The sequence below is a fragment of the Pseudoxanthomonas spadix genome (genome assembly GCF_003703395.1).
Lineage (GTDB): Bacteria > Pseudomonadota > Gammaproteobacteria > Xanthomonadales > Xanthomonadaceae > Pseudoxanthomonas_A > Pseudoxanthomonas_A spadix.
In genome coordinates, this window is record NZ_RDQN01000005.1 from 53,213 (window position 1) to 75,307 (window position 22,095).

The 22,095-nt window shown below is 67.6% G+C and carries 20 protein-coding genes; 15 read left to right on the top strand and 5 right to left on the bottom strand.

Annotated elements, in window-relative coordinates; all coding sequences use genetic code 11:
* Positions 1 to 225: 225 nt before the first annotated feature.
* Positions 226 to 1,143, top strand: a complete 918-nt coding sequence (lpxC, locus tag D9R12_RS09680) for a UDP-3-O-acyl-N-acetylglucosamine deacetylase (RefSeq protein ID WP_122230086.1) — start codon at positions 226 to 228, stop codon at positions 1,141 to 1,143.
* A gap of 129 nt (positions 1,144 to 1,272) precedes the next feature.
* Here the strand turns inward: lpxC and D9R12_RS09685 are convergent, their stop codons facing one another.
* On the bottom strand, positions 1,273 to 1,683 hold the full coding sequence (locus D9R12_RS09685; RefSeq protein ID WP_014159414.1) for a DciA family protein: 411 nt from the start codon (positions 1,681 to 1,683) through the stop codon (positions 1,273 to 1,275).
* Positions 1,684 to 1,755: 72 nt separating this feature from the next.
* Between D9R12_RS09685 and D9R12_RS09690 the strand changes: the two genes are divergently transcribed.
* From D9R12_RS09690 to xerC, 9 genes are all read left to right on the top strand, one after another.
* On the top strand, positions 1,756 to 2,709 hold the full coding sequence (locus D9R12_RS09690; RefSeq protein WP_014159415.1) for a M23 family metallopeptidase: 954 nt from the start codon (positions 1,756 to 1,758) through the stop codon (positions 2,707 to 2,709).
* 273 nt (positions 2,710 to 2,982) lie between these two features.
* Positions 2,983 to 5,763 carry a preprotein translocase subunit SecA gene (gene secA / locus D9R12_RS09695; protein ID WP_122230088.1) on the top strand — a complete coding sequence of 927 codons (2,781 nt, stop codon included), beginning with the start codon at positions 2,983 to 2,985 and terminating at the stop codon, positions 5,761 to 5,763.
* 351 nt (positions 5,764 to 6,114) lie between these two features.
* Entirely contained in the window at positions 6,115 to 6,447 is a 333-nt protein-coding gene (locus D9R12_RS09700; protein WP_043290329.1) for a hypothetical protein, read from the top strand.
* A 74-nt stretch (positions 6,448 to 6,521) separates the two neighbouring features.
* On the top strand, positions 6,522 to 8,627 hold the full coding sequence (locus D9R12_RS09705; RefSeq protein WP_122230090.1) for a prolyl oligopeptidase family serine peptidase: 2,106 nt from the start codon (positions 6,522 to 6,524) through the stop codon (positions 8,625 to 8,627).
* Between the two features lie 88 nt (positions 8,628 to 8,715).
* Positions 8,716 to 10,896, top strand: coding sequence for a S9 family peptidase (locus D9R12_RS09710; protein ID WP_122230092.1), 2,181 nt, complete (start codon positions 8,716 to 8,718; stop codon positions 10,894 to 10,896).
* Positions 10,897 to 10,987: 91 nt separating this feature from the next.
* A complete protein-coding gene (lptM, locus tag D9R12_RS09715; RefSeq protein ID WP_014159421.1) occupies positions 10,988 to 11,272 on the top strand; it encodes an LPS translocon maturation chaperone LptM in 285 nt (94 codons plus the stop codon).
* Entirely contained in the window at positions 11,265 to 12,107 is an 843-nt protein-coding gene (gene dapF, locus D9R12_RS09720; RefSeq protein ID WP_122230094.1) for a diaminopimelate epimerase, read from the top strand. Before lptM ends, dapF begins: the two co-directional genes overlap by 8 nt.
* Complete coding sequence (locus D9R12_RS09725; RefSeq protein ID WP_122230097.1) at positions 12,104 to 12,778, top strand: DUF484 family protein; 675 nt, start codon at positions 12,104 to 12,106, stop codon at positions 12,776 to 12,778. The genes dapF and D9R12_RS09725 overlap by 4 nt, the downstream gene beginning before the upstream one ends.
* Positions 12,778 to 13,767 carry a tyrosine recombinase XerC gene (gene xerC, locus D9R12_RS09730; protein WP_244671868.1) on the top strand — a complete coding sequence of 330 codons (990 nt, stop codon included), beginning with the start codon at positions 12,778 to 12,780 and terminating at the stop codon, positions 13,765 to 13,767. Before D9R12_RS09725 ends, xerC begins: the two co-directional genes overlap by 1 nt.
* A gap of 83 nt (positions 13,768 to 13,850) precedes the next feature.
* Here xerC and D9R12_RS15785 read toward each other — a convergent pair whose 3' ends face one another.
* Positions 13,851 to 13,994: a hypothetical protein gene (locus tag D9R12_RS15785; RefSeq protein WP_014159425.1), complete on the bottom strand. Its 144-nt coding sequence runs from the start codon at positions 13,992 to 13,994 to the stop codon at positions 13,851 to 13,853.
* An 80-nt stretch (positions 13,995 to 14,074) separates the two neighbouring features.
* Here D9R12_RS15785 and D9R12_RS09735 point away from each other — a divergent pair, with 80 nt between their 5' ends.
* From D9R12_RS09735 to D9R12_RS09750, 4 genes are all read left to right on the top strand, one after another.
* Complete coding sequence (locus D9R12_RS09735; protein WP_210538865.1) at positions 14,075 to 14,407, top strand: hypothetical protein; 333 nt, start codon at positions 14,075 to 14,077, stop codon at positions 14,405 to 14,407.
* A gap of 96 nt (positions 14,408 to 14,503) precedes the next feature.
* Positions 14,504 to 15,055 carry an ATP-dependent protease subunit HslV gene (gene hslV, locus D9R12_RS09740; RefSeq protein WP_014159427.1) on the top strand — a complete coding sequence of 184 codons (552 nt, stop codon included), beginning with the start codon at positions 14,504 to 14,506 and terminating at the stop codon, positions 15,053 to 15,055.
* A 287-nt stretch (positions 15,056 to 15,342) separates the two neighbouring features.
* On the top strand, positions 15,343 to 16,698 hold the full coding sequence (gene hslU / locus D9R12_RS09745; RefSeq protein ID WP_122230099.1) for an ATP-dependent protease ATPase subunit HslU: 1,356 nt from the start codon (positions 15,343 to 15,345) through the stop codon (positions 16,696 to 16,698).
* A 128-nt stretch (positions 16,699 to 16,826) separates the two neighbouring features.
* Positions 16,827 to 17,261: a hypothetical protein gene (locus D9R12_RS09750; protein WP_043290865.1), complete on the top strand. Its 435-nt coding sequence runs from the start codon at positions 16,827 to 16,829 to the stop codon at positions 17,259 to 17,261.
* On the opposite strand, the gene D9R12_RS09755 is transcribed toward D9R12_RS09750, so the two are convergent.
* On the bottom strand, positions 17,262 to 17,717 hold the full coding sequence (locus D9R12_RS09755; RefSeq protein ID WP_122230101.1) for a nucleoside deaminase: 456 nt from the start codon (positions 17,715 to 17,717) through the stop codon (positions 17,262 to 17,264).
* Positions 17,718 to 17,848: 131 nt separating this feature from the next.
* On the opposite strand from D9R12_RS09755, the gene fucP reads away from it, so the two are divergent.
* A complete protein-coding gene (fucP, locus tag D9R12_RS09760; RefSeq protein WP_014159431.1) occupies positions 17,849 to 19,159 on the top strand; it encodes an L-fucose:H+ symporter permease in 1,311 nt (436 codons plus the stop codon).
* Positions 19,160 to 19,229: 70 nt separating this feature from the next.
* On the opposite strand, the gene D9R12_RS09765 is transcribed toward fucP, so the two are convergent.
* Together D9R12_RS09765 and D9R12_RS09770 are read right to left on the bottom strand one after the other, a co-directional pair.
* Positions 19,230 to 20,342 carry an HlyD family secretion protein gene (locus D9R12_RS09765; RefSeq protein WP_122230103.1) on the bottom strand — a complete coding sequence of 371 codons (1,113 nt, stop codon included), beginning with the start codon at positions 20,340 to 20,342 and terminating at the stop codon, positions 19,230 to 19,232.
* Positions 20,339 to 22,027 carry an MFS transporter gene (locus D9R12_RS09770; protein ID WP_122230105.1) on the bottom strand — a complete coding sequence of 563 codons (1,689 nt, stop codon included), beginning with the start codon at positions 22,025 to 22,027 and terminating at the stop codon, positions 20,339 to 20,341. Before D9R12_RS09770 ends, D9R12_RS09765 begins: the two co-directional genes overlap by 4 nt.
* Between the last annotated feature and the right edge of the window lie 68 nt (positions 22,028 to 22,095).

The following is a 22,095-nucleotide window of genomic DNA, read 5'->3' on the forward strand; positions in this document are numbered from 1 at the left end:
TGGGACCGGCGGCGGCTGCGCAAGGGCGGCAGCGTTACCGTGTCACCGTGTCATGTCCCTTGGTTTTCCGTCGGGCCGGCGTAGCCGGTCCGGCGGGTTTTTTCCTGCAGCGGCACCCGGGCACCCTTTCGGCGTCGAGGGGATTACTGTCCTGCCCCGTACAGGTTCACCGCCGGCATGGTATTCTCACGAAATCTTGACGTTGGAGTCCTCCAACTGCAATCCATGATTCCCCAGCGCACCCTCAAAAACGTGATCCGCGCCACCGGCGTGGGCCTGCACAGCGGCGAAAAGGTGTTCATGACCCTGCGCCCGGCCGCGCCCAATACCGGGGTGGTGTTCCGGCGCGTCGATCTTGAGCCGGTGGTGGAGATTCCCGCCGATGCCACGCTGGTCACCGAGACCACCCTGTGCACCGGCCTGAGCTGCGGCGCGGCCAAGGTGCAGACCGTCGAGCACCTGCTGTCGGCCCTGGCTGGCCTGGGCGTGGACAACGTGTATGTCGAGCTGTCCTCGGCCGAGCTGCCGATCATGGACGGGTCGGCCGGTCCGTTCGTGTTCCTGCTGCAGTCGGCCGGCATCGTCGAGCAGAACGTGCCCAAGCGGTTCATCCGCATCCTCAAGCACGTGGAAGTGCGCGATGGCGACAAGATCGCCAGCTTCGATCCTTATGAAGGCTTCAAGCTGGGCTTCACGGTCCAGTTCGACCATCCGATGATCCCGGCCTCGCAGTCGCGCGCCGAGGTGGACTTCTCCACCGGCGGCTACATCAAGGAGGTGGCGCGTGCGCGCACCTTCGGCTTCATGCGTGATCTGGAATACATGCGCGAACGCAACCTGGGCCTGGGCGGCTCGATGGACAACGCGATCGTGCTGGACGAGTTCCGCGTGCTCAACGACGACGGCCTGCGCTACGCCGACGAGTTCGTGCGCCACAAGATCCTGGACGCGATCGGCGACCTGTACCTGGCCGGACATCCGATCCTGGGCAGGTACGAGGGCTTCAAGTCAGGCCACGCGCTCAACAACGCCCTGGTCCGCGCGCTGTTGGCCCAGACCGATGCCTGGGAAGAAGTCTCCTTCGGCCCCGAGGTCCGGGAAACGGCCCCGGCCCTGTACGGCGCGCCGCTCCTGGCGCACTGAACTGCGGCGGCGATCTGGCCATTCTGTGAATCCTGTCGCCTGAACAGGCGCCGGATAACTTTTTTATAACCTCGATCTAACGACTCGCATCCCTCGGGCCGGTAGGATGCCCCGTCCTTGCACTGGCGCTTAACTTTTCGCGCCAGTGTGCGGGCCCTGTTTCACGATAGATGACTCGGCGGCCACGGATTCCTCGAGCATGGCCAGTGCCACCCGCAGCGCCTGGCGTGCGGTCGGCGAAGGCCCCTGGGTCGGCGGACCGGCTTGCGCGGTCGGAAACAGGGGGTGCACGGACGTTCGGGCGGTCACGGAGTTGACCCCTAAACCGAGGGATCGGGCCATTTCGACCAGTTCGGCCGACGCCAGGCGCAGCCTGGCGTTCCACACCGGCGAGTCGACCACGAAAACAAGACGGTCGCCCGCGATGTTGGCAAGCCGGCAGTGCTCCGAAAGGGGAAACGGCAGGCAAGGGCGAAGTTGCTGTTCCAGCGCGTCCAGCCGCAGGGCATGACGCAATGGGTCGGCGGCAGACGACGCCATCGCGGCCTCCAGGGCCGGGAGCGGACTCGCCGGACGACGCGGCTGGGACTTTGGATGGGGCATCACAGATCCATGAGTTTCAACAACATTGTTCACAATACGCGCTCCTGGGTGAGCCATCACCTGCGCCTGCGCACTGCGCAGATGCGGCGCTTCAGCCACACCCGGCCACTGCTGAGCGCGGGGATCCTGGTGGCCGGTGGAATGATGCTGGGGCTGGTCGGGCGCAGTGCCTTCGGCATGGCCCAGGTGTCCTGGCTGCAGGCCAGGACCGAGCGCCAGCAGGCCGAACTGGACCAGGTCAAGCGTGGCGCCCAGCAGGAAATCAACGCCATGTCCGCGCGCCTGGGCGAGCTGCAGGCCCAGGCCAACCGGCTCAACGCACTGGGCGAGCGCCTGACCCGGATCGGCAAGCTGCAGGACGGCGAGTTCAACTTCGACGAGCCGGTCGGCGTCGGCGGTCCGGAAGGTGCCACCAGCGACATGCCGCCGGCTGCGCTGGCCGACGGCCTGGACCAGTTGCAGGGCAGGTTTGACGCCTCCGGCCAGCAGCTGTCGGTGCTCGAATCGCTGCTGTTCAACCGCCAGCTGGACCGCAATGCCACGCCTTCGCGCATGCCGCTGGCCAACACCTACATCACCTCCGGTTTCGGCGGTCGGGCCGATCCGTTCGGTGGCGGCGGCGAGCGCCACAAGGGCATCGACTTCAAGGCCAGCGTGGGCGATCCGGTGCTGTCGGTGGCCGACGGCGTGGTCAGCTTCGCCGGCGCGCGCAGCGGCTACGGCAACGTGGTGGAAGTGGACCACGGCAACGGCTACGTCACCCGCTACGCCCACAACTCGCGCCTGGTGGTCAAGCCGGGCGACCTGGTCCGCGCCGGACAGACCGTGGCCAGGGCCGGTTCGACCGGGCGCTCGACCGGGGCGCACGTGCATTTTGAAGTGTGGGAAGACGGGCGCGTGGTCAATCCGCGCAAGTTCCTGGGTGAGAACACCACACCCCTGGGCGGGCGCGGCCGCGGGTAGGAGCAATTGTCTCGCGTGGGAGCCGCCATGGCGGCGAGGGATGTACCGGGAAAGCTTCATCGCCGCCATGGCCGCTCCCACCCAGCGAGCAGCCTGCAGCCTGGGCTGCTTCCGTGCCGGGCGCCTTGATTCGTCCGGTGGCGCCCCAAGCTACAATGCCGTGTTGCCGGAACCGGGCCCCGTGCGCCCTGTTTCGCTTTTCGGCGCCTGGCCTTGGGGATCGAACGAGGCCTGCCGGCGCCGACGCTCCTTCCCATTCCGGTTCCTTCTTTCATGATCAACAGCCTGCTCACCCGCGTCTTCGGCAGCCGCAACGAACGCCTGCTCAAACAGCTCGACCGCCTGGTGGTGCGCATCAATGCACTGGAACCTGAAATCCAGAAGCTCAGCGATGATGAACTGAAGGCCAAGACCCCCGAATTCCAGAAGCGCATCGCCGATGGCGAAGCGCTGGACAAGCTCCTGCCCGAAGCCTTCGCCGTGTGCCGCGAGGCCTCCATCCGTGTGCTGGGCCTGCGCCACTACGATGTGCAGCTGGTTGGCGGCATGGTCCTGCACCTGGGCAAGATCGCCGAGATGCGCACCGGCGAGGGCAAGACCCTGGTGGCCACGCTGCCGGTGTACCTCAACGCGCTGGAGGGCAAGGGCGTGCACGTGGTCACGGTCAACGACTACCTGGCCCGCCGCGACGCGGCCCAGATGGGCAGGCTGTACAACTGGCTGGGCCTGAGCGTGGGCGTGGTCTATCCGGGCATGGCCCACGGCGACAAGCGCGCCGCCTATGCCGCCGATATCACCTACGGCACCAACAACGAATTCGGCTTCGACTACCTGCGCGACAACATGGCCATGGCGCGCGAAGACCGCCACCAGCGCAGCCTGCACTACGCGATCGTCGACGAGGTCGACTCGATCCTGATCGACGAAGCGCGCACCCCGCTGATCATTTCCGGCCCGGCCGACGATTCGCCGGAGCTGTACATCCGGGTCAACCGGATCGTGCCTTCGCTGGTCAGGCAGGAAACCGAGGAAGGCGAGGGCGATTACTGGGTGGATGAAAAATCCAAGCAGGTCCACCTGTCCGAAGCCGGCCAGACCCATGCAGAACAATTGCTGCGCAGCGCCGGCATCCTCAGGGACGACGAGGACGACGGCCTGTATTCGCCGCAGAACCTGGGCGTGGTCCACCACCTCAATGCCGCCCTGCGCGCGCACGCCATCTACCAGCGCGACGTGGACTACATCGTGCGCGATGGCGAGGTGGTGATCGTCGATGAGTTCACCGGCCGCACCCTGGTGGGGCGGCGCTGGTCCGATGGCCTGCACCAGGCGGTGGAGGCCAAGGAAGGCGTGCCGGTCCAGCGCGAAAACCAGACCCTGGCCAGCATCACCTTCCAGAACCTGTTCCGCATGTACGGCAAGCTGGCCGGCATGACCGGCACGGCCGACACCGAGGCCTACGAGTTCCAGAGCATCTACGGCCTGGAAGTGATCGTGATCCCGACCCACCGGCCGACCATCCGCAAGGATTTCCCGGACCAGGTGTTCCTCAACCGCACCGGCAAGTTCAACGCCGTGCTGGCCGACATCCAGGACTGCTACGCGCGCGGCCAGCCGGTGCTGGTGGGCACCACATCGATCGAGACCTCGGAGATGCTGTCCGAGCACCTGCGCAAGAACAACGTGCCGCACGAAGTGCTCAACGCCAAGCAGCACGAGCGCGAGGCGCAGATCGTGGCCAACGCCGGCCGTCCGGGCGCGGTGACCATCGCCACCAACATGGCCGGCCGCGGCACCGACATCGTGCTCGGCGGTTCGCTGGAGGCCGAACTGGCCGCACTGGGCGAGGACGCGCCGGAGCTGGACATCGCCCGGGTCAAGGCCGACTGGAAGACCCGCCACGAGCAGGTCAAGGCCGCCGGCGGCCTGCACATCGTGGGCACCGAACGCCACGAGTCACGGCGCATCGACAACCAGCTGCGTGGCCGTTCCGGGCGTCAGGGCGACCCGGGTTCCTCGCGCTTCTACCTGTCGCTGGAAGACAACCTGATGCGCATCTTCGCCAGCGACTGGGTGCAGAAGGCGATGAAGCTGATCGGCATGAAGGAGGACGACGTGATCGAGGATCGCCTGGTCAGCCGTCAGATCGAAAAGGCCCAGCGCAAGGTGGAAGCGCACAACTTCGACATCCGCAAGAACCTGCTCGACTTCGACGACGTCAACAACGACCAGCGCAAGGTGATCTACGCCCAGCGTGACGAACTGCTGGACGCCGAGTCGGTCAAGGACAACATCGATGGCATCCGCGCCGATGTGGTCGCCGATCTGGTGGCGCGCTACGTGCCGCCCAATTCGATCGACGAGCAGTGGGACCTGGCCGGGCTGCAGGCCGAGCTGGCGTCCGAGGCCGGCATCGACCTGCCGATCACCCAGTGGCCGCAGCAAGCCGAGGAACTGGATGCCGAGCGCATCCAGGCGCGCGTGCGCGAAGCGCTGGATGCGCATTTCGCGCAGAAGGAAGCGCAGATCGGCGCCGAAACCATGCGCGCGCTGGAAAAGCACGTGATGCTGACCGTGCTGGACAAGGGCTGGAAGGAACACCTGGCGCGCATGGACTACCTGCGCCAGGGCATCCACCTGCGCGGCTACGCGCAGAAGCAGCCCAAGCAGGAATACAAGAAGGAAGCCTTCGAGCTGTTCTCGGAGATGCTGGAGAACGTCAAGCGCGAGGTGGTCACCATCCTGGCGCGCCTGCGCATCCGCAGCGAGGAGGAAGTGGCCGAACTGGAGGCGCAGGAGCGCCGACTGGCCGAGGCCCAGCAGCGGGCCATGCAGTTCCAGCATGCCGACACCGGCGGTTATGTCGCCGAGGAGAGCGAAGCGCGCGCCCAGCGCGGCGAGGGCGCTGCCGGCGCCCAGGCGCAGGCCGCCCAGCCGGCCGCCGCCGGCCTCCAGGGCACGATCCTGCGCGAGCACCCCAAGGTCGGCCGCAACGATCCGTGCCCTTGCGGCAGCGGCAAGAAGTACAAGCACTGCCATGGCCAGCTGAACTGACCAAAGCGCGGCTTTCAGGTCGCGGCGATGTGCGTGTCATCGATCCAGCCAACGTCTGCACCTGCGCGACAAACACGCGGGTGACGGCCGCTGCACGAAGAAACAACCTCAGCGCTTGCGCGCCTTCTTCGCCGCCGCAAAAGTGGGGCACGTGGGCGATGGCATGCAGGCGTCCATGAAGCGCGATCGATGGGCGGGGTGGCGTCGTCGGTCGGCATGATGGGCGAGGTTCCACAGGCGGCAAGCCAGGCATGCAAGCGTCAACAAGGCGTGCCCGGGGGCGTCGATGTCGCAGCCGGTGAGAAGCCCATCGCGCAGCCTGCGTGGCCAGCCCCGACAGGACCCACCGCCATGGCCCACCGACCCAGAGATGTCCACGCTGCTTGCCCGGCCGATCCGTGCCTGGAGCTGGTGCTGCGGACGCTTGCGCTGACCGGATTGAGCCTGGTGCTGCTGCTGCCGGGCGGGCGCGGCAGCACCGAACTGCTGGGCTGGACCCCGCTGTGGCTGGCCGGCCTGCCGCTGGTGGCGTGGTGGTCGCTGCACCGCTTCCGCCTGCCAGCCTGGCCGAAGACCCGCCCCGCCGCCCGGGCTGCACTCGCCGTCTCGGTACCGTCTGCCCGGGTTGCCGTGCAGGCCCGTCGACGCCGGCCGCGGCCAGCCAGGATGCCACGCGCGGCCTGACCTTCGGCACGGGATGTCGGGCGCAAGGCCTGTGCTAGCGTGCGGCGGCCATCTGCCTTGCACGGAGACCCGCCTTGAACCCACTCGCCCTTGCCCTGCTTGCCGGCCTGGCCGCCGCCAGTGCCACTGCCAATGCCCAGGAGACCGCCATGACCGACGACCCGTACCAGTGGCTGGAAGAGGTCGAAGGCGCCAGGCCGCTGGCCTGGGTCAAGGAACGCAACGCCAGAACCGAAGCCGAATTGGCCGCCACCCCGCAGTTCAAGCAGCTGGAAGCCGACATCCGCACCATCCTGGATTCGGACGCCAAGATTCCCTACGTGGAGAAGATCGGCGACTTCTACTACAACCTGTGGAAGGACAAGGACCACGCACGCGGCGTCTGGCGCCGGACCACGCTGGCCGAATACCGCAAGCCCAATCCCACCTGGGAGACGGTGCTGGACATCGACGCACTCAACGCCGCCGAGCAGGAAACCTGGGTCTGGCACGGCGCGCAATGTCGCAAGCCGGACAACACCCGCTGCCTGATCGCGCTCTCGCGCGGTGGCTCCGATGCCGACGTCAGCCGCGAGTTCGACCTGATCACCAAGACCTGGGTCGAAGGCGGCTTCTACCGTCCGGCGGCCAAGGGCGGGCTGGGCTGGATCGATGCGGACACCGTGTACGTCTACTCCGATTTCGGCGAAGGCAGCCTGACCCATTCGGGCTATCCGCGCATGGTCAAGGAATGGAAGCGCGGCACGCCGCTGGCAGCGGCCAAGGTCGTCTACGAAGGCAAGGCCGACGACATGTACATCGCCGCAGGCCACGATCCCACCCCGGGCTTCGAGCGCGATTTCGTCACCCGCACCATCGCCTTCTACAACGATGAGCTGTACCTGCGGGACAAGGGCGGAGCGCTGATCAAGGTCGATGCGCCCAACTCGGCGCACAAGTCGGTGCACCGCCAATGGCTGGGCCTGGAGCTGCGTGAGCCGTGGACGGTGGGCGGCAGGACCTATCAGGCCGGATCGTTCCTGGTCACGCGCTTCGACGCGTTCATGGCCGGTGAGCGTCAGTTCGACGTGCTGTTCGAGCCCACCGACACGACCTCGCTGGCTGGCGCCACCTTCACCGCTGACCACATCGTGCTCAACGTCATGCACGACGTGAAGAACCGCCTGAGCGTGCTGACCCACCGCGATGGCACGTGGATCTCCAGGCCGCTGCAAGTGGGCGATGTGCCGTTCGGCGCGATCAGCGCCAGCGCCGTGGACAGCCAGGAATCCGACGCGCTGTGGCTGACCGTCACCGACTACCTGACCCCGACCACCCTGCTGCTGACCGATGTCGGGCAGCAGCAGGCCAGGATCGAGCCGCTCAAGGCCATGCCGGCGTTCTTCGACGCCTCGGGCGATGTGATCGAACAGCACTTTGCCACCTCCAGGGATGGCACCCGGGTGCCGTACTTCCTGGTGCGGCCGAAGGACCTGAGCTTCGACGGGACCGCGCCGACCCTGCTGTATGGCTACGGTGGCTTCGAGATCTCGTTGACACCGGGCTATTCCGGCGGCATCGGCAAGGGCTGGCTGGAAAAGGGCGGCGTGTACGCGGTGGCCAACATCCGTGGCGGCGGCGAGTACGGCCCGCGCTGGCACCAGGCCGCGCTCAAGGCCAACCGCCACAAGGCCTACGAGGACTTCGCCGCGGTGGCCCAGGACCTGGTCGCGCGCAAGGTCACCTCGCCGGAGCATCTTGGCGCCCAGGGCGGCAGCAACGGCGGCCTGTTGATGGGCAACATGCTGACCCGGTATCCGCAGCTGTTCGGCGCGATCGTGGTGCAGGTGCCGCTGCTGGACATGAAGCGCTACAGCCACCTGCTGGCCGGGGCTTCATGGATGGCCGAGTACGGCGATCCCGATACCGGCGACTGGGATTACATCAGGACCTTTTCGCCGTACCACCTGTTCGACCCGGGCAAGACCTACCCGCCAACGCTGTTCATGACCTCCACGCGCGATGACCGGGTCCACCCGGGCCACGCGCGCAAGATGGCGGCCAAGATGCTCGACGCCGGCAAGGACGTGCGCTATTACGAGAACATCGAAGGCGGCCACGGCGGTGCAGCCGACAACGCGCAGGCCGCGCACATGAGCGCGCTGGCCTACACCTTCCTGTGGGATCAGCTGAGCAAGTAAGGCGCCGGCATCACCCCGCGCGTGCATTGCATGCCGCACCGACGATCGGCCGTGCGGCCCTTGCAACCCGATCCGGACAGACCTATCCATGAAGCCCCTCCCTGCCCTGCTGGCTGTGACCTTGCTGATGAGTACGCCGCTTTCCTCCACCGCCGCCACCACTGCCACCCCGCCGGATGCGGCCCGCAAGCCGCATGTGGTCACCGCCCCGTTCGGCGCCCAGCGCCAGGACGAGTACTACTGGCTGCGCGACGACGAGCGCAGCAATCCGCAGGTACTGGATTACCTGAGGGCCGAGAACGCCTACGCCGATACGGTGATGGCACCGCTCAAGCCGCTGCAGGACACGCTGTACGAAGAGATCGTCGCGCGCATCAAGCAGGACGATGCCACGGTGCCGTACCGCCAGCGCGGTTACTGGTATTACACCCGCTACGAGGCCGGCAAGGACTATCCGGTGCATGCGCGGCGCAAGGGCGGCATGCAGGCGCCCGAAGAAGTGCTGCTGGATGTCAACGTCCTGGCCCAGGGCAAGAGCTACTACAGCGTCGGCGCATGGGAGCTCAGCCAGGACAACCAGCTGCTGGCCTACGCCGACGATGCGGTCGGCCGGCGCCAGTACACGATCCGCTTCAAGGACCTGGCCAGCGGCAAGGTGCTGCCCGACGAGATCCCCGGGGTGTCGCCCAACGTGGTCTGGGCCGATGACAACAGGACCCTGTTCTATGTCGAGAACGATCCGGAGACCCTGCTGACCGTGCGGGTGAAGAAGCACGTGCTGGGCACGCCGGTGGCGCAGGACGTGCTGGTCTACGAAGAGCACGATGACAGCTTCTACATGGGCCTGGGCAGGACCCGCGACGAGAAGTACATCACCATTGGCGTGCACAGCACCGTCTCCAGCGAGGAGCGCTACGCACTGGCGGCCGATCCGGAAACCTTCACCGTGCTGGCCCCGCGCGCGCGCGATGTGGAATACCAGGCCGAGCACTTCGACGGGCGCTGGGTGATCCGCACCAACGCCGATGGCGCCACCAACTTCAAGCTGGTCACCGCGCCGGACGGCAGTTCCTCGCGCAAGGACTGGAAGGACTGGGTCGCGCACAGCGACAGCGTCTACATCGAGGATTTCGAGCTGTTCGACGGTTTCACCGCGATCGGCGAGCGTTCGCAGGGCCTGCAGCGCATCCGCCTGCTGGGCAAGGACGGGAACAAACTGCAGAGCCCGGACATGGAGGCGCGGGATTTTGCGCAGGATGCGCAGGCAACCTATGTCAGGGCCGACGAGCCGGCCTATTCGATGGGCCTGGACATCAACTCCGAACACGACACGCCGTGGCTGCGCTACAGCTACACCTCGCTGACCACCCCTGTCACCACCTACGAGCTCAACACCGTCACCGGCGAGCGCCGTCTGATGAAGCAGCAGCCGGTGCCCGGTTATGACGCCTCCCGCTACACCACCGAGCGGCTGTGGGTGAGCGCCGGTGACGGCACCCAAGTGCCGGTCTCGCTGGTCTACAGGAACGGCTTCAGCAAGGACGGCACCGCTGCACTGCTGCAGTACGGCTACGGCAGCTATGGCGCGTCGATGGACCCGGGTTTCTCCGGCCCGGTGGTGAGCCTTTTGGATCGCGGCATGGTCTATGCCATCGCCCACATCCGCGGCGGCGAGGAAATGGGCCGGGCCTGGTATGACAACGGCAAGCTGCTCAACAAGAAGAACACCTTCACCGACTTCATCGACGTGACCCGGGCACTGGTTGCGCAGGGCTACGCCGCCAGGGACCGGGTGGCGGCCATGGGTGGCAGTGCCGGCGGCCTGCTGATGGGCGCCATCACCAACATGGCCCCGGACGACTATCGGGTGATCATCTCGCAGGTGCCGTTCGTCGATGTGGTCACCACCATGCTCGACCCGAGCATCCCGCTGACCACCAACGAGTACGACGAGTGGGGCAATCCCGAGAACAAGCAGTTCTACGACTACATGGTCACTTACTCGCCCTACGACAACCTCAAGCCACGCGCCTATCCGGCGATGTTCGTCGGCACCGGCCTGTGGGACTCGCAGGTGCAGTACTGGGAGCCAGCCAAGTACGTGGCCCGCCTGCGCGACCTCAACACCGGCAGCCAGCCGGTCGTGTTCCGCACCAACATGGAAGCCGGCCACGGCGGCAAGTCCGGCCGCTTCCGCCGCTACCAGGAAATGGCCGAGTACTACGCCTTCATGCTGGACCAGCTGGGCGTGGCCGGCACGGCGCGCTGATCGACGTGGGAAATCCCCTGACGTCGTGCCGTTGCGACGGACTGCCGGCGCGGGCCGGCCGTGGGCCGGGTCGAATCGCTATACTCGAGCCATGAACACCGTATCGCGATGGGCGCTCTGGTGCGCCACGCTGCTGGCGCTGACCGCCTGCGGCAACAAGGGTCCGCTGGTGCTGCCGGAAAAGCCGGCACCGGTGACCACTCCTGCGCCTGCGGCCGAACCGGCCGCGGACCCGACCCAGCCGGCCGCAGCGGGCGAACCCGGCGCCACCCCGCCGGTGCAGACCACGCCGCAGGACGGCACCACCGCGCCCAGCCCCGCCGATCAGGCCGCCGATCAGGCCCTGGACAGGGGCGGTGCCGACGGGGATGGCTGATCAGGCCCCGCTGCGGTTTTCCAAGATGCACGGGGCGGGCAACGACTTTGTCGTGCTCGACCTGCGCGGCGGCCAGCCAGCACCCGATGCCAAGCTGGCCGCACGACTGGCCGACCGCCATACCGGCGTGGGCTGCGACCAGATCCTGACCATCGAGACACCACGCCAAGCAGGCTCGGTGGCGTCCTATCGCATCTGGAATGGCGATGGCTCGGCCGCCGGCCAGTGCGGCAACGGCGCGCGCTGCGTGGCGGCCTGGCTGGTGCGCGATGGCGTGGCCGGGCAGGGCAGTTTCCAGCTGGACAGTCCGGCCGGCACCCACCAGGTGCATCAGGTGCCGGCCGGTTTTGCGGTGGCCATGGGCGTACCACGCTGGCATCCGGCCGAGATTCCACTGGCCGGCTTCGCAACCGAGCAGCCGTTCTACGAAGTGACCCTGGACCAGGCCAAGGTGACATTCGGCGCGGTGTCGATGGGCAATCCGCACGCGGTGGTGCAGGTGGACGAGCTGGCCACCGCGCCGGTGCACGCACTGGGCCCGGCGCTGCAGGCCCATGCGGCCTTTCCCGACTCGGTCAACGTCGGCTTCGCCCAGATCGTCTCGCGTCAGCGCATCGCCCTGCGCGTGTACGAGCGTGGCGTGGGTGAAACCCTGGCCTGCGGCAGTGGTGCCTGTGCGGCTGCGGCGGTGCTGATGCGTGCGGGGCTGGTCGAGCGCAGCGTCACCGTCGCCCTGCCCGGCGGCGAACTGCAGATCGAGTGGCCGCACGATGCCGCCGATCTGGTGATGTCCGGCCCGGCCACATTCGTCTTTGAAGGGGAGTGGAAGCAATGAGCGAGGTCACCGAGAAACTCGGCGCACACGAAGTGGCCGCCTGGCTGCGCCGGCATCCGACCTTCCTGCAGCAGTTCCCGGACCTGGCGCTGACCCTGGTGGTGCCGCGCGAGGAAGGCCCGACCGCCTCGCTGGCCAGCTACCAGCTGGACGTGCTGCGCGAGAAGAACCGCGAACTGTCGCGCCGCCTGGGCGAACTGTCGGCCAATGCCCTGGAAAACGAGCGCCTGGCCGTGCGTGTGCACCAGCTGACCCTGGCCCTGATGCGCCAGGACAGCCGCGCCACCACCCTGGCGGCGATGGCCGCTTCGCTGGAAGAGGATTTCCACGGCGACCTGGTGCGCATCGTGCTGCTGGGCCAGATGCCGCCGGAGCTGAGCGATGCGCCCTGGCTGCAGGCGGTGCCGGCCGACAGCTCGCACCTGGCGCCGTTCCGCGACTGTCTGGCCGATGGCGAGCCGATCTGCGGCCGCCTGCAGCCGCAGAAGAACGCGCTGCTGTACGCGGCGCGGGCCGAGGAAGTGGCATCGTCGGCACTGCTGCCGCTGCCGGGCGTGGGTCTGGTGGCGGTCGGCAGCTGCGACGGCAACCGCTTCTATCCAGGCATGGGCACGCTGTTCCTGCGGATGATGGGCCAGTCACTGGCGGCGGCGCTGCGGCGGTACGGGTGATGAAGGTCCGGGAACGCCGGGACTTGGGACCCGGGGCCCGGGACCCGGCGGAGCAAAAGCATCCACCGCCAGGCGATCGTGCCGTTGCGGTTGCCTTCCCGGGCCCGGATCCGGACTTCATCGCCCAGTTCCTGACCCACCTCCAGGTCGAGCGCCAGGTTTCCGCACACACGCTCGATGCCTATCGCCGCGACCTGCGCGCGCTGCAGCAGTGGGCCCAGGCCCAGCAGCTGCCGGCCCCAAGCGAACTGCAGAGCGAGCAACTGCGTGCCTTCATCGCCAGCGGCCATCGCGCCGGGCTGGCGCCCAAGAGCCTGCAGCGCCGGCTCTCGGCCTGCCGCAGTTTCTACAGCTGGCTGCTCAGGCACGGGCGCATCGGCGCCAGCCCGGTGGCCGGGCTGCGTGCGCCCAAGGCGCCGCGCAAGCTGCCGCAGGTGCTCGACGCCGACGAGGCGGTGCAGCTGGTCGAAGTGCCCACCGATGCGCCAATGGGCCTGCGCGACCGCGCGCTGCTGGAGCTGTTCTATTCCTCCGGCTTGCGCCTGAGCGAGCTGTGCGCGCTGCGCTGGAGCGACATGGACCTGGATGCGGGTCTGGTCACGGTGCTGGGCAAGGGCCGCAAACAGCGGATCGTGCCGGTCGGTTCGCACGCAAGAAAAGCGCTGCTCCAATGGCGCGCGCAGAAGCCGACTGCCGACACCGCGCAGGTCTTTCCCGGGCGCGGCGATGCGCCCATTTCCCCGCGTGCGGTGCAGCTGCGGATCAAGGCCCTGGCGCAGCGGCAGGGGCTGTTCAAGCACGTCCATCCGCACATGCTGCGGCACAGTTTTGCCAGCCACATCCTGGAATCCTCCGGCGACCTGCGCGGCGTGCAGGAACTGCTCGGCCACGCCGACATCGCCACCACCCAGATCTACACACACCTGGACTTCCAGCACCTGGCCAAGGTCTATGACGGCGCCCATCCGCGCGCCAGGCGCAAGTCCTGACGCGTCGGCGATGTGAGGGGCCGCAGGTGGCGCGCGGCGGTGGGCCGCGCTCGATGCTGGCATCCATGCCACCTGCATGGCCGTCATGTCCCGGTTTCCGGCTGCCAGGTCCTGACTACCAGCGGTTCCAGCCGCTGTTTCTGCTGGATGACACCCGCGCTGGCCCGGTCCGCGCCGATGGCCGCTGCACAGGCGCTGGCACGCCGGCCGATCCAAGTGCGGTTCATGCGGGATCGTCAAGGATGGCAGGCTCTTGAGCGAAGCAGGGAGCTGACGGATGAAGCGCATCACGACGTTCGGAAGGGTCATGGCTATGGCCGTGCTGGCATGCGCAGGCGTGGCGCACGCCCAGAGCAGCCAGGCACCGCCGGGCTACAACGAACAGCTGATTGCCACAGGTGGTCAGGTCGATGCCATCGCGGTGTACTGCGGCAAGATGGACCAGTCCGCAGCCGACCAGCACAAGGCCGGGCTGCGCGCGCGCATGCTGCAGAAGGGCGTGGGCGCCTCGACCTTCGACCGCGGATATGCGAGCAGTTTCGATGCCACCATGGCCCAGGCCAAGTCCAACCCGGTGCAGGCCAAAGCGGCGTGCCAGCGTGTGGAGCAGATGGGTGCGGCAGCGGCCAGGCAACCCTGAGTTCCCCGGGTCCTCGACGCCGGCGCCCAGGGCCAGTGGCCATGGTTGAAGATCAGGGCGGCGGCCCCATCTGGTTCGGACCGCATCGGAGTTGCCATGGATCCCAGCCAGAACCCCCACGTCTTCCACGCCACCACCATCCTCTCGGTCCGTCGCGAGGGCAAGGTTGCCATCGCCGGTGACGGCCAGGTGACGCTGGGGAATACGGTCATGAAGGGCAACGCGCGCAAGGTGCGACGCCTGGGGCGCGACGGCCACGTGCTGGCCGGCTTTGCCGGTGCGGCCGCCGATGCCTTCACCCTGTTCGAGCTGTTCGAAGCCAAGCTTGAAAAGCACGGCCAGCTGCAACGCGCTGCGGTCGAGCTGGTCAAGGATTGGCGCACCGAGCGTCGCTACGGCAAGCTGGAAGCGCTGCTGGCGGTGGCCGACAAGGACACCTCGCTGATCATCAGCGGCACCGGCGATGTGATCGAACCGGAGGACGGCATCATCGCCATCGGCTCCGGGGGCGCGTATGCGTTGTCGGCCGCGCGCGCGTTGCTGGGTCACACCGCGCTGGATGCCCGGACCATCGCGGTCGAGTCGCTCAACATCGCCGGCGACATCTGCATCTACACCAACCGCAACGTGGTGGTCGAAGAGCTCTAGCAGCGAGGAGCGCGTAAAGGGGAAGTGAGAAATCACATCATCGTGCGCTCATTCCTCCCGCGCCCCGCTCATGCCGTTGCCCCCTCCTTTCTCACTCCTCATCCCGCTGCCGACCCCATGTCCAATCCCGACAACACCTCTGCCACCATGACCCCGCGCGAGATCGTGCAGGGTGAGCCGGACAAGACCAGATGCGTTCAAGCGCATCTGGTCCCGGCGAACGCCCGCACATGGATGTGCGGGCCGGTCTCTCCGACAGCCGCGCATGTCGCGGCAGGGATGCCCGCATGAACAGCACGATGACGCCCAGAGAAATCGTGCAGGAGCTGGACCGCCACATCGTCGGCCAGCACGCGGCCAAGCGCGCGGTGGCCATCGCCCTGCGCAATCGCTGGCGCCGCGCGCAGCTCGAGCCGGAGCTGCGCAACGAGGTGATGCCCAAGAACATCCTGATGATCGGGCCCACCGGCGTGGGCAAGACCGAGATCGCGCGCCGCCTGGCCACGCTGGCCAACGCGCCGTTCGTCAAGGTCGAAGCCACGCGCTTCACCGAGATCGGTTACGTGGGCAAGGATGTCGAGCAGATCATCCGCGACCTGGCCGACACCGCGGTCAAGCTGTATCGCGAACAGGCCAAGGCCCGGGTGCGCACCCAGGCCGAGGAGCGCGCCGAGGACCGCCTGCTGGATGCGCTGCTGCCCAGGCGCAGCGGTGGCATCGGCTTCGATCCGTCGGTGGTCTCGGGCGAGGCATCGGCGCAGGATGGCGACACCCGCTCCAAGTTCCGCCGCATGCTGCGCAAGGGCGAGCTGGACGAGCGCGAGATCGAACTGGAGCTGTCGGTCAACGCCGGCGGCGTGGACATCATGACCCCGCCGGGCATGGAGGAAATGGGCCAGCAGCTCAAGCAGATGTTCTCCAGCCTCGGCGGTGGCAAGACCCACAAGCGCGCCATGACCATCAAGGCCGCGCGCCCGCAGCTGGTGGAAGAAGAGGCCGCCAAGCTGGTCAACGAGGACGAGGTGCGGGCCGCGGCGATCGAGGCCTGCGAGCAGCATGGCATCGTCTTCATCGACGAGATCGACAAGGTCGCCAAGCGTGGCGACAACGTCGGCGGCGGCGATGTCAGCCGCGAGGGCGTGCAGCGTGACCTGCTGCCGCTGGTGGAAGGGTCCAACGTCTCGACCAAGTACGGCACGGTCAAGACCGACCACATCCTGTTCATCGCCTCCGGCGCGTTCCACCTGGCCAAGCCGTCCGACCTGATTCCCGAGCTGCAGGGCCGCTTCCCGATCCGGGTGGAGCTTGCGGCGCTGAGCAAGGACGATTTCGTCCGCATCCTGACCGAACCCAAGGCTGCGCTGACCAAGCAGTACGTACAGCTGATGCAGACCGAAGGCGTCACCGTCTCCTTCAATGCCGAAGCGGTGGACCGCCTGGCCGAGATCGCCGCCCAGGTCAACGAGCGTCAGGAAAACATCGGCGCACGCCGCCTGCACACCGTGCTGGAGCGGCTGCTGGACACGCTCAGCTTCGAGGCGCCCGACCGCGGCGGCGAGACCGTGGCCATCGACCGCGCCTACGTGGACAAGTACCTGGGCGAACTGGTCCAGGACCCGGACCTGAGCCGCTACATCCTGTAGGCGCGCCCGATGGAGGGACCTGGCCGATTCCCGCGCCGCGCCTGCCCGGGGCGGGGCGCGGCCGTGCAGGTTTCAGCCGGGCAGGTTCGGCTCGACAGCCCTTCAAGCAGACAGACAAGGACAAGATGATGATTCGTGCCACCGTGCTGGTTTCGTTGTTGGCCCTGGCGGGTCTGTCGGTGCCGGCGCAAGCCAAGCCGCCCGATATCAAGTGCAAGCTGCGTTTCTCCGCGTCGGGCTGGTCGGTCATTTACAAGACCGCCAAGGGCACCGGCGTGGTGACCTGCAGCAACGGTACCTCGCTGCCGGTCAGGATCAGCATGAAGGGGGGTGGCTTGACTGCAGGCAAATCGACCCTCCAGGGCACCGGTGTTTTCAGCGACGTGCACAGCGCGCGCGAGGTGCTGGGCAGCTATGTCACCGCCGAGGCGCACGCCGGCGCCGTGAAATCCAGCGATGCCCAGGTGCTCACCAAGGGTGAGGTCTCGCTGGCGCTGGCGGCCACCGGCAGGGGCTGGGATCTGGGCATCGCCTTCGGCGCGTTCCACATCGATCCGCGGTAATCAGTCCTGGCCGATGTCCTCGTTCCACACTTCGGGATTGGCGGCGATGTAGCCGCCGAGCAGGTCCACACATTCCTGGCTGTCCAGGTCGATGACCTTGACCCCGGCTTCGCGCAGCCAGGCGACGCCGCCCTGGAAGGTGCGCGATTCACCCACCACCACGGTGCCGATGTTGAACTGGCGCACCAGGCCGCTGCAATACCAGCACGGGGCCAGGGTGGTGACCATGAGCGTGTCCCGGTAGCGCCGCTGGCGGCCGGCCCTGCGGAAGGCGTCGGTCTCGCCGTGCGCCGATGGATCGCCTTCCTGCACACGGCGATTGTGGCCGCAGCCCAGCAGCCGGCCATCGTCGTGGTAGAGCGCCGCGCCAATGGGGATGCCGCCCTCGGCCAGGCCCGCGCGGGCCTGGTCGATGGCGGTCTGCAGCAGGGCCTGGTAGTTCGGCGTGGCGATCATGTGGAACTCTCCATCGGCAGGGTGCGCCGGTTGCGGGCATGGACGAAAGGATATTGCATCGCAACAGGGTGATGACGGTGCACATGAAATACTGGTGGCTTACGCCGAAACGACACCAGCAGGAACGTCCAATGACGCATGCCAGCCCCTCATCGACCTCCGCGCCGACGGCCCACTCGACGCCCAAGCTGGCCATGGCGGTGGTCACCACGATCTTCTTCATGTGGGGCTTTTTGACCTGCCTCAACGACATCCTGATGCCGCACCTGAAGTCGGTGTTCACCCTCAACTACACCCAGGCCGCACTGGTCCAGTTCACCTTCTTTGGTGCGTATTTCCTGATGGCGCTGCCGGCCGGCCGGCTGGTGGCCAGGCTGGGCTACAAGAACGGCATCGTCGCCGGCCTGGCCGTGGCCGGCGTGGGCGCGTTGCTGTTCTGGCCGGCCGCCGCGATGTACAGCTACCCGCTGTTCCTGTGCGCGCTGTTCGTGCTGGCCACCGGGATCACCGCGCTGCAGGTGGCGGCCAATCCGTATGTGGCGCTGCTGGGCCCGGAGAAGACTTCTTCCAGCCGCCTCAACCTGTCGCAGGCCTTCAACTCGCTGGGCACGGCGATCGCGCCGCTGTTCGGTGGACTGCTGATCCTGGCCGCCGAGCCCAGGACGCCAGAGCAGCTGGCGGCCATGTCGCAGGCGCAGATGCTGGCCTACCGTGCCGCCGAGGCGCAGTCGGTACAGATGCCGTACCTGGGGCTGGGCATTGCGCTGTTCGCGCTGGCCATCTTCATCTTCCTGTTTCGCCTGCCGGCCATCACCGAGGCCAGCGAAAAGAACGAAACCCGCCATTACGGGCTGTTTGAACCGCTGCGTCATCGGCATGTGCTGCTGGGCGTGCTGGGCCTGTTCTTCTACGTCGGCGCCGAGGTGTCCATCGGCAGCTATCTGGTCAACTACCTGTCCATGCCCGACATTGGCGCGATGTCCGAGCAGGCGGCCACCCGGTACGTCTCGGCCTACTGGACCGGCGCGATGGTGGGCCGCTTCATCGGTTCGGCGCTGCTGCTGAGGATCGATGCAGGCAAGCTGCTGGCGACCTTTGCCGGCATCGCCACGCTGCTGCTGCTGGTGACCCTGACCACCAGCGGGATGACCGCGGTGTATGCGGTGGTGGCGATCGGCCTGTTCAATTCGATCATGTTCCCGACCATCTTCACCCTGGGGATGGCCAAGCTGGGGCCGTTGACCAGCAAGGCCTCCTCGCTGCTGATCATGGCCATCGTCGGCGGCGCGGTCTTGCCGCTGCTGATGGGTTTCCTGGCCGATCGCATCGGCCTGCAGCACGCCTTCGTGCTGCCGCTGGTGTGCTACCTGTACATCGCCTACTACGGCCTGAGCGGGTCGCGCGTGCGCGAGCCGGTGGTGGCTTCGACCCCGGTGAAGTAGGCGCCGAAGCCTTTGGCGTAGCGGACCGGCGCTCACCGGGTGCCTTTTTCATGCCGCGCCGGGTGTGATGTCAGCGCCGGGCGGCCGTGTCGATGCCCACCACCACCGACATACCCGGGCGCAGGCGCGTGGCCGGTTGCTGGCCCGGGTCGATGCTGATGCGCACCGGGATGCGCTGGGCGATCTTGACGAAGTTGCCGGTGGCGTTGTCGGCGGGCAGCACGCTGAATTCCGAACCGGTGGCTGGCGAGATCTCCTGGACATGGCCGTGCAGGCGCGCGCCGCCCAGGGCATCGACGCTGAAGGACACCGGCTGGCCCAGCCGCACCTGGGCCATCTGGGTTTCCTTCATGTTGGCCACCACCCACAGCACGTCGGGCACGATGGCCATCAGCTGGGTGCCGTTGGTGACATAGGCGCCCTGGTGGACCGAGACCTGGCCCAGTTGGCCGGCACGCGGGGCCACGATGCGGGTGTTGTCGAAGTTGATCCGGGCCAGGCGCACGGCCGCACGGGCATTGGCTACGGCCGCCTCCAGGGTGGCCCGATTGACGGTCACGCTGCGTACGCCCTGTTCGGCGGCGTTGAGCGCGGCCTGGGCCTGGGCCAGGCTGGCGCGGGCCTGGGCATCGGTGGCGAAGGCGGTGTCGCGGTCCTGCCTGGACAGCATCTGCTGCGCGGTCAGGGCCTCGATGCGGCGCAGGCTGACGCGGGCGTTGTCGCGCTGGGCGGCGCTGCTGGCCACCCCGGCCCGGCTTTCGGCGACGCTGGCTTCGGCGCTGGCCTTCTGCTGGACCCAGTTGTCCAGGTTGGCCTGCGCGCTCTGCAGTTGGGCCTGGGCCTGTTCGAGCTGCTGGTAATAGATGCGGTCGTCGATCTGGGCCAGCAGCTGGCCGGCGCGCACGTGCTGGAAATCCTGGACCGGCACCTGGGTGACGTAGCCGCTGACCTGCGGTGCGATCAGGGTGACCTGGCCACGCACCATGGCGTTCTCGGTGGTCTGGAGGGTGCTGGTGAAGGGCGGCAGGCGCCAGGCATAGAGCACCAGCGCCACCCCCAGCAACACCACCACGATGAAGGCGACGTAGCCGACGATGCGCCGCCGCCGCCGGCGGCGCGCGCGTGCGGCCTGCTCGGCTTCGGGTGAGGGGACCGGGGCAGGATCGGCGGCAGGTGTGCTCATGGGTGTCCGGAAGCGGCGTCGGAGGGAATCGGCAGGGCCGGGGTGCTGGCCGGTGCCGGATTGGCTGGCGGCGGCGCCGGCGGATGCCAGCGCCGCCAGGCGATCAGGGCACCGTTCCAGGCCAGCGTGGCCAGCGCGATCCAGCCGATGACCAGGAACACGTCGTTGTAGGCCAGCACGTTGGCCTCGCGCGTGGCCGCCGCGCCCAGCTGGCGCAGGGCCAGCGCCTGCCGCGCCGCCGGGTCGCCCACCGTGTGCGCATAGGCGCCGGCGTAGGCCTGGACCCGCGCGGCCACCTGCGGGTCGAGCAACGTCAGGTGCTCGTTGAGGACGCTGGAGTGGTATTTCTCGCGCACCACCTGCAAGGTGCCAAGGAAGGCACTGCCGACCAGGCCGCCCAGGTTCTGGGCCATGCCGAAGAGCACCACGAAGCTGATCAGGTTGCCCGGCTGGGCCACCACCGCGCCGATCCCGCTGATCATCGCCGGGGCCAGGAAGAAGACGCTGCCGAAGGCCAGCAGGAACTGGCTCAGGTACATCTGCGCCGGGCGGGTCAGGCTGGTGGAGCCGGCATCCATGAACGCCCCCACGGCAATCGCGGCCACCGCGGCGATCAGGTGGTAAGCAACATGCTCGCGGCGGATCAGCAGCGCGCTCAGTCCCACGCCAAGAATGCAGCCAAACAGCATGACCAGGAACAGGGTATGCATCTGGTCGTTGCTCAGCCCCAGGGCCTGCAGGAAGCCCAGGGCGCCGGTGCTCTGCTCGGACAGCACGATCCGGATCAGCAGCAGGGTCAGGCCCAGTCGCAGCATGTCGCCACTGGCCAGCCAGCGGGTGTTGATCATGGGGTTGGCGCGGTGGTGCTCGAGCCACAGGGCCGCGGCGATCAGCACGATGGAACAGGCCAGGGTCACGCCCAGCCATGGCGTGCTGGTCCACCACAGGTAGCGCCCCAGCGACAGCACCGCGGCCAGCCCGGCCGCACCGCCGCCGAACAGCACGATGGTGGCCGCGTCGCGTTTTTCGAAGGTGCGGATGCGGTCGCTCGGGGGCAGCTTGAGCGCGATTACGCATGCGAGGGCGACCACCGCCAGGCCCAGCTCGAACAGGTACAGGCCGCGCCATTCGCCCAACTCCAGAAGTTCGGTGGTGAATACCCGCGCCAGCGGCAGCGGCAACTGGCCCATCCCCAATCCGATCACCACCGCGCGCAGGCGATGCCTGGCCGGAAACGCCTGGATCATGTAGTAGAGCCCCAGCGAACTCAGTGCCGCCCCGGCGAAACCATGCGCGGCGCGCACCGCGATGGCCGAGGACAGGTCGTTGACGAAGATGTGGCCCAGCGCGATCAACGCGTACAGGGACAGGAAGATCTCGGTGAAGTGGCGCAGCCCGAACTGTTGGCGGAACTTGACCAGGACCAGGTTGGCCGACAGGTTGGTCATCACGTAGGCGGCCGGCAGCCACGCCATCTCGTAGGCATAGGCCCCCAGCGGGCCTTGCAGGTACTGCAGATTGGCGGTGATCAGCGCATTGCCCAGGCCGCCGGTGAGGGCCACCACCGTGCCGACGATGGCGTACTGGACCCGGCGCAGGGGCCGATGCAGCGGGGTGGAGGCCGACCCCGGCAGCATCGGGCGTTCGTGCGGCAACCATTGGCGTGGGGCGTACTTGTCGGCCACGATGCTGTGCAGGGGGGGAAGGTCCCGGGGCCGCGATTCTTGCATTCCTGACGCCCACGACAGGTGAG